This window comes from Micromonospora craterilacus (genome assembly GCF_003236315.1).
Classification (GTDB): Bacteria; Actinomycetota; Actinomycetes; order Mycobacteriales; family Micromonosporaceae; genus Micromonospora; species Micromonospora craterilacus.
This window is the reverse complement of record NZ_POTY01000044.1, coordinates 1-12,723: the sequence shown is the minus strand read 5'-3', so window position 1 is coordinate 12,723 and position 12,723 is coordinate 1. Positions and strand designations below refer to the sequence as shown.

At 70.2% G+C, this 12,723-nt stretch carries 12 protein-coding genes; 11 read left to right on the top strand and 1 reads right to left on the bottom strand.

Annotated features, from left to right (window positions below; genetic code table 11):
- Positions 1 to 127: 127 nt before the first annotated feature.
- The 9 genes from C1I95_RS09935 to C1I95_RS09895 all read left to right on the top strand — a co-directional run bounded on the left by C1I95_RS09935 (position 128) and on the right by C1I95_RS09895 (position 9,846).
- A complete protein-coding gene (locus C1I95_RS09935) occupies positions 128 to 1,438 on the top strand; it encodes an aspartate aminotransferase family protein (RefSeq protein WP_199523673.1) in 1,311 nt (436 codons plus the stop codon).
- Positions 1,432 to 2,451, top strand: coding sequence for an NAD-dependent epimerase/dehydratase family protein (locus C1I95_RS09930; RefSeq protein ID WP_111213497.1), 1,020 nt, complete (start codon positions 1,432 to 1,434; stop codon positions 2,449 to 2,451). Before C1I95_RS09935 ends, C1I95_RS09930 begins: the two co-directional genes overlap by 7 nt.
- Positions 2,452 to 2,458: 7 nt before the next feature.
- Positions 2,459 to 3,427 (top strand): UbiA prenyltransferase family protein, encoded by a 969-nt coding sequence (locus C1I95_RS09925; protein WP_111213496.1) that lies wholly within the window; start codon positions 2,459 to 2,461, stop codon positions 3,425 to 3,427.
- The gene (locus C1I95_RS09920; protein ID WP_111213495.1) at positions 3,424 to 4,437 is read left to right on the top strand and encodes a glycosyltransferase family 2 protein; all 1,014 of its coding nucleotides are present in this window, start codon (positions 3,424 to 3,426) and stop codon (positions 4,435 to 4,437) included. The genes C1I95_RS09925 and C1I95_RS09920 overlap by 4 nt, the downstream gene beginning before the upstream one ends.
- Positions 4,434 to 5,471 (top strand): glycosyltransferase family 2 protein, encoded by a 1,038-nt coding sequence (locus tag C1I95_RS09915; protein ID WP_111213494.1) that lies wholly within the window; start codon positions 4,434 to 4,436, stop codon positions 5,469 to 5,471. Before C1I95_RS09920 ends, C1I95_RS09915 begins: the two co-directional genes overlap by 4 nt.
- On the top strand, positions 5,468 to 6,577 hold the full coding sequence (locus C1I95_RS09910) for an endonuclease/exonuclease/phosphatase family protein (protein ID WP_158566343.1): 1,110 nt from the start codon (positions 5,468 to 5,470) through the stop codon (positions 6,575 to 6,577). Before C1I95_RS09915 ends, C1I95_RS09910 begins: the two co-directional genes overlap by 4 nt.
- A gap of 211 nt (positions 6,578 to 6,788) precedes the next feature.
- Positions 6,789 to 7,325 (top strand): hypothetical protein, encoded by a 537-nt coding sequence (locus C1I95_RS09905; protein ID WP_111213492.1) that lies wholly within the window; start codon positions 6,789 to 6,791, stop codon positions 7,323 to 7,325.
- Positions 7,326 to 7,515: 190 nt separating this feature from the next.
- Positions 7,516 to 8,601 carry a hypothetical protein gene (locus tag C1I95_RS09900; RefSeq protein WP_146605684.1) on the top strand — a complete coding sequence of 362 codons (1,086 nt, stop codon included), beginning with the start codon at positions 7,516 to 7,518 and terminating at the stop codon, positions 8,599 to 8,601.
- Positions 8,602 to 8,727: 126 nt separating this feature from the next.
- Entirely contained in the window at positions 8,728 to 9,846 is a 1,119-nt protein-coding gene (locus C1I95_RS09895; RefSeq protein ID WP_111213490.1) for a PQQ-dependent sugar dehydrogenase, read from the top strand.
- Between the two features lie 39 nt (positions 9,847 to 9,885).
- On the opposite strand, the gene C1I95_RS09890 is transcribed toward C1I95_RS09895, so the two are convergent.
- A complete protein-coding gene (locus tag C1I95_RS09890; protein ID WP_111213489.1) occupies positions 9,886 to 10,917 on the bottom strand; it encodes a DMT family transporter in 1,032 nt (343 codons plus the stop codon).
- 81 nt (positions 10,918 to 10,998) lie between these two features.
- Here C1I95_RS09890 and C1I95_RS09885 point away from each other — a divergent pair, with 81 nt between their 5' ends.
- The gene (locus tag C1I95_RS09885; RefSeq protein ID WP_111213488.1) at positions 10,999 to 11,895 is read left to right on the top strand and encodes a LysR family transcriptional regulator; all 897 of its coding nucleotides are present in this window, start codon (positions 10,999 to 11,001) and stop codon (positions 11,893 to 11,895) included.
- Positions 11,896 to 11,938: 43 nt separating this feature from the next.
- Entirely contained in the window at positions 11,939 to 12,334 is a 396-nt protein-coding gene (locus C1I95_RS09880; RefSeq protein ID WP_111213487.1) for a VOC family protein, read from the top strand.
- Positions 12,335 to 12,723 lie beyond the last annotated feature (389 nt).

Sequence of the window (12,723 nt, the reverse complement as noted above, 5' to 3'; positions counted from 1 at the left end):
ATCGCGGGGCAATAGATAGCGTCGCGGCATGCCCAATCTCGTCAGCGTCGAGGAATGCGAGCGGTTCACCGTTCGTGAGGTGCACGACCTCTATCGGCAGTACGTGAACGCGAGCCAGGTCAATCTGATGACGTCGTTCGGGTTCGGCCGGGAATTGGTGGAGAGCGCCGAGGGGGCCTACCTGACCTTGCGTGACGGCCGGCGGGTCCTCGACCTCACCGGCGGGGTGGGGGTGCTCAACCACGGCCACAACCATCCACGGATCGTGGCGGCCCGGCAGCGGTTCGCCGAGCGCCGGCGGATGGAAGTGCACAAGACGTACTTTTCGCCCTACCTTGCGGCGCTCGGCCACAACCTGGCGCAGCTGCTGCCCGGCGACCTCTCCATGTCGTTCCTGCCCAACTCCGGCGCCGAGGCGGTGGAGGGTGCGGTGAAGCTCGCGTACAAGTACCACGGCGGTCGACGCGGGACCATCCTGCGCGCGGACTGCGGTTTCCACGGAAAGCTGCTCGGTTCCGGCGGACTCACCGGACAGCCGCACTTCAACTTTCCGACAATTCCGGGAATCGTCCCATTCACGTATGGAGACCTCGATTCCGTCCGATCGGCTATCGGGCGGCATCCCGGCGACGTCTATGCCCTCATCGTCGAACCGTTCAGCGCCTCCACCATTCAATGGTGCGACGAAGATTTCCTTCGTGGCGTACGCGAACTGTGCGACCGGCACGACATCGTGCTCATCTTCGACGAGATCTACACCGGCTGGGGCAAGACGGGCAGCCTCTTCTACTTCATGCGCTACCCCGATCTGATACCGGACGTGCTCACCACCAGCAAATCCTTCGGCGGCGGCAAGTCCTCCATCTCGGCCTTCGTGGCCCGCAAGCCGGTGTTCCGCAGGGCGTACGACAACCTCACCGACGCGCTGCTGCAGAGCACCAGCACCACCTACTACGGCATGGGCGAGGAGTGCGTCACCGCCATCGAAGCGATCAACATCGTGGTGCAGGACGACTACCCGGCGCGGGCTCGCGAGCTGGAGCGCGTCCTCGAACCCGCCCTTAACCGGCTGGCCAAGGAACACCCGGAGGCGGTCGGCCGGGTGGCGGGTGCCGGGGCGCTCTGGGGCGTGCACATCGACGGCGGACCGAAGATCCTCGACCTGGTGGCCCGGCTCGCCCCGGCGGGCATGGCCCGCGACCCCCGGTTCAAGGCGAAGCTGGTGACCTGCGCCGTCATCAACGCGCTCTACCGGGACCACGACATCTTCACCTACTACACCCTCAACGGCCTCAACCCGCTGATCATCGGTCCGTCGCTGGTCACCGACCCGGCCGACGCGCAGCGCGCCGTCGACGCCCTCGACAAGGTGCTCGGCCAGGGACTGACCCGGCTGGTGACCCGGTTCGTCACGCAGAAGGTGGGGTCGCTGTGGTGATCGCCATCACCGGCGCCGCCGGCATGCTCGGCTCCCGGCTCGCCGAACGCCTCACCGCCGACGGCCACCAGGTAATCGGCGTCGACCTGCGTTCCGAAACGACGGTCAGCCACGTCGGGGACATCCGCGATGCCGGCCTGCTCGATCGGGCCTTCGCCGGCGTCAGCGTCGTGATCCACTGTGCGGCGGCGCTGCCCAGCTACCCGGCCGACCAGATCCGGTCGATCATCGTCGACGGCACGCGCAGCGTGTTCGACGCCGCGCGACGGGCCGGAGCGGCGCGGGTCCTGCACGTCTCCTCGACCGCCGTCTACGGGCTGCCGAAACAGGTGCCCACCCCCGAGGAGCACCCGCGCGCGCCGGTCGACACGTACAGCGCGGCCAAGGCCGCCGCCGAGGAGATCGCCGAACGGCACCGGGCCGACGGCCTGCCGGTGGCGATGCTGCGCCCCAAGACCTTCCTCGGCCCCGGGCGGATGGGTCTGTTCGCCATGCTCTTCGAGTGGGCCGAGGAGGGCCGCAACTTTCCGGTCCTCGGGCGCGGCGACGTCCGGATCCAGATGTTCGCCGTGGACGACTTCGTGGACGCGGTGGTCACCGTCCTGCAGGCCGACGACGACGTCGCCAACGACACCTACAACCTCGCCGCCGAACGCTTCGGCACCCTCCGGGAGGACTTCCAGGCGGTCCTGGACGCCGCCGGCCACGGCCGACGGGTGGTCTCGCTGCCCGCCCGGCCGGCACTCGCCGCACTCAGCCTGCTGGAACGCAGCCGCCTCTCACCCGTCTACGGGCGACTGCTGCACAAGCTGATGGCCGACTCGTACGTCAGCATCGACAAGGCCCGGCACCGGCTGGGCTTCCACCCGAAGCTGTCCAACCAGGACGCCATCCTGCGTACCTACGAGTGGTGGCGGGCCGAGCGACACCGCGACCAGCCGGCCCGCGACGGTCGGACCAGCCGTGACCCCTGGCGGCAGGGCGTCCTGGCCGCCGCGAAGATCTTCTTCTGAGGCCCCGATGACCGCTGCCGAGACCGTGGTGGAGCCGGTCGCCCCGGTCGCCCCCAAACGCGTTGCGCGACTGCCCCTGCTGCCGCGTCACCTGCTCGTCCTCGCCCGGCCGGGCCACGTCGTCAAGAACGTCCTGGCCGTCCCGCTCGCCCTGGTGGACACCCCGGTCTGGACCGCGACGGCCCTGTGGCGGTGCGTCTGGGCGGTGGCCGCGTTCACCCTCGCGTCCTCGGTGATCTACGTCGTCAACGACATCGCCGACCGTCACCTGGACCGGGCCCACCCGCACAAACGGCACCGGCCGATCGCCGCCGGGCACGTCCCGGTCCCGGTGGCCTGGGGGTACGCGGGCCTGCTCACCGCACTGCTGGTCGCGCTCACCGTCGGCGGACCGGCAATCCCCTGGTGGCCGCTGATCGCCTACCTGGCCCTGAGCACCGCCTACAGCAGATGGCTCAAGCATCTGCCGCTGCTGGACGTCTGCGTGGTCTCCGCTGGCTTCGTCCTGCGGGTCCTCCAAGGCTACGCGGCCACCGAAACGGTGCCCTCCAGCCTGCTGCTGACCGCCGTGTTCAGCGGCTGCCTGGTGCTCATCCTCGGCAAACGCCGGCACGAACTGGCGGCCCTCGGTACCCCGCACCGGCCCGCGCTGGACGGTTACAACCTGCTGCTCGCCGACCACCTGCTCGGCCTCACCACCTCCCTGGCCGGCACCACCTTCCTGCTGTACCTGCACGTCGACGCGCCGATCGACGCCTACCCGCCGATCGTCCTGGCGCTCGTCGTACCGCTGGGGCTGCTGGCCGCGTTCCGGTACCTCCAGGCGGTGCTGGTGCTGCGCACCGGCGGCGACCCGATCCGGATCCTGCTGCGCGACCGGACGATCGTCGGGTGCGCCGTCCTGGTCGGCGTCATCCTGGCGGTGGCACAGATCAACGCCCGTTATCCACACCTGCTGACCTGGACGGACAAGTGAACCCTTCCCTGGTGTCGGTCATCGTGCCGAACTACAACTACGCCCGTGCGCTGCACCTGTGCCTCGACTCGCTGCGGGCGCAGACGTACCCGCGGCTGGAGATCATCGTGGTGGACGACTGCAGCACCGACGACTCGGTCGCGGTCGCCGAGGCCCACGGGGCGCGGGTCGTGCGTACGCCGAGCAACAGCGGCCCGGCCGCGGCCCGCAACCTCGGTGCGGAGGTCGCCGAGGGCGAGATTCTCTTCTTCGTCGACTCCGACGTCGCGGCCCGCCCCGACGCGGTCGCCAACGCGGTCGACCTGCTCACCGCCGACCCGACGATCGGGGCGGTCTGCGGCAACTACGACCCGGTGCCGCTGATCCGGGACAGCCTGCTGGAGGAGTACCGCTGCCTCCAGCAGTCCTACTGGCTGATCGCCGACGAGGGCCGGATCATGACGCTCTACACCGCGCTGCTGGCCATCCCGGCCCGGGTCTTCCACGAGATCGGGCCCTTCAACCCCCGGCTGCGGGAGACCGAGAACGCCGATTACGGCCTGCGGCTCGCGCAGCGCTACGAGATCCTGCTCTCCCCGAAGGTGCGCGGCGTGCACGACCACGACCACGAACTCGGGGTCCTGGTCCGCAAGGTGTTCACCCGCACGGCGCTGCACATCCCGATGTACGCCCGCAAGCCGGAGTTCCCGGGCGGGTTGCGCAGCGGCCCGCGCGCCTGGGTCAGTATCGCCACCCCGCTGTCCGTGCTCGCCCTCGTGCTGCCCGTACTCCTCGGCCCGGCCTACCTGCTGGTGCCGCTGGCCGCGTTCGCCGCCTTCGTCGCCGGTGACCTGCCGATGTACCGTTTCGTCCGGGCCGAACGCGGCTGGCTGTTTCTGGTCTACTTCATCGCGATGCACTTCTTCCTGAACCTGGTCATCGCGGTCGCCGCGGCCTCCGGCGTGGTCGCCTGGCTGGGCTCCCGCCGCTTCCGCCGGCTCTACGACCGTCCGGAGGTCGCCGCCCGATGAACGCGCTTCCGCTGGTCTCGGTGATCGTGCCCAACTACAACTACGCCGAGTCCCTGGATCTCTGCCTGCGGTCCATCCTCGACCAGACCTACCCGAACATCGAGCTGCTGATGGTCGACGACTGCAGCACGGACCAGTCCGTCGCGGTAGCCGGCGCCCTCGGTGTCCGCGTGGTCAGCACCGGGGCGAACGGCGGCTGCGGCACCGCCCGCAACGTCGGTGCCGCACACACCCACGGCGAGCTGATCTGCTACGTCGACTCCGACCTGGCCCTGGCACCGGACGCGATCGCCAACGCGGTGCGGATCCTGCAAGCGGAGCCCGCAGTCGGCGCGGTCTGCGGCATCCAGGACGCCGAGCCGCTGCTCCACGACACGTTGGTCTCCCGATACCGCGGCCTCCAGTACCACTACTGGTCGATCAGCTCCGAAGGTGACATCTCGTTCCTCTTCCCGGCCGTGTGCGTGATCCGACGGGCGGTGTACGACGAGATCGGGCCGTTCAACCCAGCCCTGCGCCAGACCGAGGAGGTCGACTACGGCTACCGGCTGACCCGGCGGCACCGGATGCTGCTCACCTCCGAGGTACGCGGGCGGCACGACCACGACCACGAACTGCGCGGACTGCTGCGCAAACTGTTCCACCGGGGACGGCTGCGAATTCCCCTGTACGCGCGGGCCCGCCGCTTCGGCAAGGGCTTCGAGACCGCCTCCCGCGCCTGGGGCAGTCTCGCCGCCTTCCTCACCCTGCCGGCGCTGGCGGTGCCGTTCCTGTGGGGACCCTGGGCGGCGGTCCTGCCGGCCACGTTGCTCGCCGCCTCACTGGCCTGCGACGCCGGGATGTACCGCTTCGTCCTGCGGCGCCACGGGGTGCTGTTCCTGGTCGGCTTCGCCGGACTTCACTACCTGGTCAACGTGACGATCACGGCCGGCGTGGCGACCGGCGCGGCGCAGTGGCTGCTGTCCCGGCCCTTCCGACAGCTATACGACGCCTCGTTCCCGATCGACGGTGCGCCTCGGTGGACGTCGGCGTGACGACAGCCGCCCCGACGGCCGACACCGCCGCCGACCAGGCGTCGCCCGCCGGCCCGGCACGGCGGCGCTGGCTGGCGGCGGTCCTGGTCGGCGTCGCGTCGCTCTGGCTCGCGTTCACCGCCGCGCACCGGGGGCTCAGCGGGCGCTGGTGGCTCTGGCTGGCGGTGGACACCGTGCCACCGCTGGCCTTCCTCCTCGTGCCCCTGACGTTGGGCGCCGTCGCGGCGGTCAGCCGGCGCCGCCGTACGGTGGCGTTGCTCGCCGCCGTCGGGCTGCTGCTCGGTGCGGGACTGAGCGGAATCAACGTCCGCTGGTGGCATGGTGGGGACGGCCCGGCCCCGGTCGACGCGTTGCGCGTGTTCTCCTGGAACACCGGCTACTGGGACGAGGGCGGCGAGACCGAGGAGCTGTACCGGGTCCTGCGGAACGCCGACGCCGACGTCTACCTGTTGCAGGAGTACTGGTACGAGCGGGGCCGGCCGACGGAGGCGACTCTCGACCGGCTGCGCGCCGAGTTCCCCGGGTACCAGGTGGTGGTCGTCGGCGAACTGGTCACCCTGTCCCGCGTGCCGGTGCTGCGGCAGGTGCCACTGGAGCCGGTCGACCTGCCGCCGGCGATCGCCGAGGCCGGCGACGAGTGGCGCTACAAGACCCTGCGTACCGACCTGGACCTGGGCGGTGGGCGGGTGCTGTCGGCGTACAACCTGCATCTGCCGGTCCAGCTCTCACCCGAGCACGGCCTGCTCGACGGCGACTTCTACCGGATCATGCGCGCGCAGCGTGCCCAGCGGGAGCCGCAGTGGCGGGCGCTGGCCCGCGACGTCCACGCCAACCCGAATCCGGTGCTGCTCGCCGGGGATCTGAACACCACCCCCGCCATGGGCGACCGGCGTAAGCTGCCCGACGGCCTGCGCGACGCGAGTTACGCCATGCCGTCTCCGTACCCGGCGAGTTGGGCACACCGCCCTGGCTGGCCGCCCTGGTGGCGGCTCGACTGGGCGTTCGTCTCACCGCAGGTACGGGTGCACTCCTACCATTTCGGCGACGGGCGGGGCGCCTCCGACCACCGGCCGCAGGAACTGGTGGTGTCGCTGGGCGACCAGTGATCACGCAACCGTGCCGCACCGCGTTCAGCCTGCACTGCCCATTCGTCCCGGCCATGATCATGGTGCAGCCGACTGGCTCATGGGTGCTAGCGTTGGGCGGCCTTGACCCCCTGCACTTGGCGCGACGATGCCGGAGCAACTGCTCGGCAGGCCGCACAAACTGCGCCTGGTACCGCCCTATGGCAGAGCCGGCCGATCCCTATGGAGATCAGTGATCACCGAGCACGTCCGCGACGCGGCGGCGACCGCTGTTGTTTTCGGCTTCTTCGCGTCCAGTTGGTACGGATGGGCGCAGGAGGCACCGCCGCGGACCTGGCGGAGACCACTCGTCGCCGGTTCGGTCGCCGCCATCCTCATGGTGGTCGCCGGCGCCCTACTGGCCTGGCGTCACTGGTCGGACGGAACGGCGTTCACCGCGGAGACCAGCCGCAACTTCGGCATCGTGGTCGGCATCGAGTTCGGGCTCGCCGCGCTCGGTGCCGGCGTCCTCGCCGCGCTACGCCGCCGCGACGTGATCCCCGCCTGGATCGCGTTCGTCGTCGGGGTGCACCTCTTCCCGGTGGCCGCGCTGATCGGCTATCCGCTGATCCACGTGGTGGCCGCGTTGATCACGCTCGTCGCAGTCGCCGCCGTCCCGGTGGCGCGCAGCCGTTCCCTGCCGGTGAGCGCGGTCACCGGTCTCGGCACTGGCAGCGTGCTGCTCGCGGCCGCCGGGTCCTCCCTGGGTATCGCCCTGCTCGGCTATTGAGCGGTGCCAACGCCTTGTGCCAGCGGAGTGCGAATCACCAGGGCGCTCAGGGCATCGGTTGCATCGACGTCGCTCGTGTCCTCGGCGATCATGTCGATGAGCGCCGGGACCGCCGGTCCGGTGGATCTCCGCCGGTCTGCTCGGATCTATTCTGGCGGGCACGTTCCGGCGTACCTGAGGAGGAAACCTCGTGAGAGCACCCGCGGTCGTGGCCGCCGTGTTGATGGTGTCAGTGTCGGTCGGCGTCCCGGCCCAGGGAGCGGCACCGAATTCGGTCCCGCTCAAGGAGCCGTTGGCCGGGCTGATCGACCGGGCGGAGCCGGCCACTGGCGCCTACGCGTCGGTGGTGGACGGGTTCGTCATCCGGGCGAACTGGAACGAGTTGCAGCCGCAGCAGGAACCGGGCACCAACCACGGCGGTGCCCTGGACACCACGGCGATCGACCTGGCGCTGGCGGCCGCGGACGCGGCGGGTATGTCGACCCGACTGCGGGTGGTCGGCGGCATCCACGCGCCCGAGTGGGCGAAGACCCTGGGCGGCACCAGCCCGATTCCGTGGTACTCCGGCGGTGCCGTGATCGGCACGATCGGTCGCTTCTGGACGGCCCAGTACGGCGACGCCTATCAGAACCTGCAGGACCGGCTGGCGGCGCTCTACGACGATCATCCGCGCCTGCTGGACGTGGTGATCTCCCGTTGCGCGACCGAGTTCGCCGAACCGTACATCCGTCAGACCGGGCAGCTCAACCTGAACCGGCCCGGCCTGGAAGCGGCCGGTTACACCGGCGCCGCCGACGACCAGTGTCACCACGACGAGATCGATGCGCACGACGTGTGGGAGCGGACACGGTCCTACCTGGCCTTCAACCCGTACCAGCGGATCAACGAGGTCACCTGGACATCGTCGGTGGACAACCAGTTCACCCGGCAGATGATCGATTACTGCCGTACCTCGCTGGGGGCCCGTTGCGTGCTTGGCAACAATTCGATGTACCCCGATCGACCGAACAATTACTACACGATGTGGGCGTACATCGCGGCCAAGGGCGGCCCGATCAGCTACCAGACGGCGACCGCGGACCTGGTCTGTGGCAATCTCGATCCGTGCCCGGCGTCGGCGTGGAACCAGACACTGGAGCTCGCCCTCACCTACCGGGCGAACGCCGTCGAGTTGCCGCGAACCCGGATCGGCTACACCAGCTGGTCGCTCGCTGATGTGCCGCCCCACTACGGCTTGCAGCACTACGACAGCCTGCTGGAGGCTGCGGCCGGGTAGGCATTCCTCAGCTCGCCGATGATCCGGTGAAGCTCCCTGCCCTTGCGCTTTCCTTGGTTTTTCGCCGCGGCCTGCTTGGCTGGGGCCACGGCGTCGCGGTGGACCAGGAACAGTTGAAGGAGACGAATGCGATACACAAGGTGGGCGGGATCGGTGTTGGCGGTCGTGCTGACGGCAAGTGCCGCCGGGTGCGGCAGCAGCGGGGACGAGACGGGCTCCGGTCCGGCAGCGGGACCTGTCGCGACAAGCACCGCGAGCAGTTCCCCGACGGCGGCGCCCGACCTCGACGCGGGCGAGGAACTCGCCCGTGGCATCGACGTGCCGTGGGGCCTGGCGTTCCTGCCCGGCGGCGACGCCCTGATCGCCGAGCGTGACACCGGCCGGATCCTGCGCCTGAACCCGGGTAGCGGTGCGCCGCAACAGGTCGCCGAGGTGCCCGGTGTGGCCTCGGCCGGTGAGGGCGGACTACTCGGCCTCGCCGTCTCGCCGGACTTCGCGACCGATGACCTGGTCTACGCCTACCTGACGGCGGCCGACGACAACCGCATCGTGCGGTTCCGGCTCGGCGGCGGTGAGCCCGAGGTGGTCTTCGCCGGCATCGCCAAGGCGACCTACCACAACGGCGGGCGCATCGCGTTCGGCCCCGACGGCATGCTGTACGTCGGCACCGGCGACGCCGGAAACACCGCCAGCTCCCAGGACCCGGCGAGCCCCGCCGGCAAGATCCTGCGGCTCACCCCCGACGGCGACCCCGCACCCGGCAACCCCACCGCCGGTTCCCCGGTCTACAGCCTGGGCCACCGCAACGTGCAGGGCCTGGCCTGGGACGCCGAGGGGCGACTGTTCGCCACCGAGTTCGGGCAGAACGACGTCGACGAGGTCAACCTGATCGAGCCTGGCCGCAACTACGGCTGGCCCGAGGTCGAGGGCGAAGGGGACACCGCCGGGGGCCGTTACACCAACCCGCTGGTCACCTGGCCGGTGCGCGAGGCATCCCCGTCCGGCATCGCGATCACCGCCGGTACCGCCTACATCGCCGCGCTGCGTGGTGAACGACTGTGGGTCGTGCCGCTCGACGGTGATCGGCTCGGCGAGCCGTCCGCCCACCTCGTCGACAGGTACGGGCGGCTGCGCAGCGTGCAGGTGGCCCCGGACGGTGCGCTCTGGGTCACCACCTCCAACACCGACGGCCGGGGCGACCTTCGCGACGGTGACGACCGCATCCTGCGCTTTCCCGCCCGGTGAGGTGACCGGGCCACCACGGGACGGACGAGGGGCCGGTGGTCAGCGGCGCGTCGCGAGAACCACGCCGGTGAGGCAGAGCGCGCCGCCCAGCAGGGCGAGCGGCGCTGGTACCTCGCCCAGCAGCGTCCAGGACAGCAGAACGGTCACCGGTGGGGCCAGGTAGGTCGCGGCGGTGGTGCGCCCCGCGGTCCAGCGGGACAGGACATAGCCCCAGGTGAGGAAACCGACCGCGGTCGGGAACACGCCCAGGTACAGCATGCCGAGGGTGGCCGACGGTGGGGCTGCGGCGAGCTCCCCGAGGAGCGTGGGGGTGAACGGCAGCAGAGCCACGGTGCCGGCCACCGCGCCGAGCCAGGTCATCGTCACCGCGTCCACCCGGGCCAGCAGGCGTTTCTGAAGCAGTACGCCGAAGGCGTACAGCACGGCGGAGAGCACCGCCAGCGCGACGCCGACCTTGTCGGCGTGCCCGGTGAAGCCGCCGGCGGCGATGAGGGCCACGCCCGCGAAGGCAACCGTCACCCCGACGCCGAGTCGGCTGGTGAGCCGCTCGCCCAGGACGAGGACCGCGGCCACCGCGACCAGGATGGGCGCGACCGACACCAGCAATGCCGCCGTCCCGGCATCGACCAGCCGCTCAGCGGCGTTGAGCGTCACGTTGTACCCGCCGAACCAGGCCACTCCCCAGAGACCGATGAGTCCCAGGGTCCAGCCGCGAGGCAGGCCGGAGCGGCCGGGCGCCGCGTCGTCCGGCGCCGGCGTGGCGTGTCCCGGTTGCCGGCTGCCGTGTCGGGCCGCAGCGGTGAGTGCCACGAACGCGGTCAGCGCGATGGACGCCGTCGCCATGCGGCCCAGTGCCATGGCGCCGGGGGAGTAGTCGTGCCCGGCGAATCTGATGCCGACGAACGCCGATGCCCACAGGAGCACCGTTGTCCCGGCGGCGGCGACGATCGGCCAGGATCGGGGTCGTCCGGTGGGCCGGGCGGGCGCTGGCGTGCGGGTGTGGGTGTCCCCGGCGGCGGCCTGGGTGGAGGCGGCGGACCTGGTGGGGGCAGTGATCTCCGGACTGGCCATGGGCTGATTCTCAGCCCGCTAACTGTTCAGTACCAGCGACTAATTCTTCACAACAATTCAGTCAGGCTTTATAGTTGCGGCGTGCTCGACGTCCACCGTCTCCGGGTTTTCCGTTCCGTCGTGGCGTCCGGGTCTGTCCAGGCGGCCGCCGCCAACCTGGGATACACCCCCTCCGCCGTCAGCCAGCACCTCACCGCGCTACAGCGCGAAACGGGTCTCACTCTGCTCGCCCGAGCGGGGCGGGGCCTGCGGCCCACGGCCGCCGGGCATGCCCTCGCCGCCGAGGCGGACCGGGTGCTCGCCCGCCTCGGCGAGGCCGAATCGCTGATCGCGGACCTGCGATCAGGTCGTACCGGCGCGCTGTCCATCGCGTACTTCGCGTCGGTCGGCGCTGCCTGGATGCCGCTCGTGGTGCGGCGGATCACCACCGACCTTCCCGGCGTCCGGATCGACCTGAAACTGTGCGAACACATCCCGGACAGCCGGGAGGAACGCGCCGACGTGCAGGTGGTGGTGGGGGCCACCGGCTTCGACCCCGGTTCGGGGTTCACCGCCCACCACGTCTTCGACGACCCCTATGTCGCGGTGCTGCCCGCCGGGCACCGCTTCGCCGACCGGGTCGAGGTGGACCTGGCCGACCTCGCCGACGAGCGCTGGGTGGACAACGACTTCGCCCGAGGCTGGTGCCGCGCGAACCTCATCGAGGCCTGCACCGCCGCCGGTTTCAGCCCGGCCTTCCGGGTCGAGGCACACGACTACCCGACGGCGCTCGCCTTCGTCGGAGCCGGCATCGGCCTCACGGTGCTCCCCGCACTCGGCGCGGCGAAGCTGCCCGACGGGGTGACCTGCGTCCGGCTGGTCCGACCCACGCCGATCCGGTCGATCTACGTGGTGGTCCACGACGCGGTCGAGCACACACCGGCCGTGCAAACCGCGGTCGCCGCGCTCCGAGAGGCTGCCGGAGAAGCGGGGCGATAAGGATCCACTCGATCGTGTCGGCCGGTCCTGCAACGATGCCCGAGTGACTTCCTTCATCTCCCATACCAGCGTCGACTGTGCCGACGCGTATGCCTTGTCCCGCTGGTGGCAGGCCGTCCTCGACTACGTCGAGGACCCTGATGATCCGAACGAGCCGGGACACGAGGAATGCATGATCTTCTCTCGGGACCGGACGCATCGGCTGCTCTTCATCGAGGTGCCGGAGGCAAAGCAGGTCAAGAACAGGATCCACTTCGACCTGCGTCCAGTCGAAGGCCCACGCGATGCCGAACTAGGCCGCCTGATCGAGCTTGGCGCGACCACCGTCGACGACCGACGCAACGCGGACGGAACCGGATGGGTGGTGCTCGCGGATCCCGAGGGAAACGAGTTCTGCATTCTCCGGAGTACCGCCGAGGTTGCTGCCGGGCAGGCATGACCCCGCCCCACGCCGTCGTACCGTGCCGTCACTCGCGGCGCGCCGATCGGTAGGTGTGGACACCCGCGACCGGCGCCGTCGCCTTCGGTGACGAGCGATTCGCGAAATCACACCGCGTCCATCGCCGCGCGCCGCCATTGCGGCAATCGCGGCCGAAGGGTGAGGCTGTTCGCCGAGACAACCCCAAGATTGCAGGTCAGGTCACTACCGTGAGGGTCAGCACTTGCCGGGAGGCGGGACGTTGGCACACGAGGTAGTCGAACTGCGGGTGCACGGTGTCTCGGGGACGTCCGCCGAAGCGCTGCTGGATCACCCGATCGTGACCCGGGTGGCCGGGGACGACAATGCCGGTTTCTACCGGCCCCGGCCGGGGTTCGGGATCAGTGACC

What these genes read in the sequence shown, in the direction of transcription:
- C1I95_RS09935 (WP_199523673.1), top strand. Translation starts at nt 128, where the DNA reads ATGACGTCGTTCGGGTTCGGCCGGGAATTGGTGGAGAGCGCCGAGGGG.
- C1I95_RS09925 (WP_111213496.1), top strand. Translation starts at nt 2,459, where the DNA reads ATGACCGCTGCCGAGACCGTGGTGGAGCCGGTCGCCCCGGTCGCCCCC.
- C1I95_RS09915 (WP_111213494.1), top strand. Translation starts at nt 4,434, where the DNA reads ATGAACGCGCTTCCGCTGGTCTCGGTGATCGTGCCCAACTACAACTAC.
- C1I95_RS09895 (WP_111213490.1), top strand. Translation starts at nt 8,728, where the DNA reads ATGCGATACACAAGGTGGGCGGGATCGGTGTTGGCGGTCGTGCTGACG.
- C1I95_RS09890 (WP_111213489.1), bottom strand. Translation starts at nt 10,917, where the DNA reads ATGGCCAGTCCGGAGATCACTGCCCCCACCAGGTCCGCCGCCTCCACC.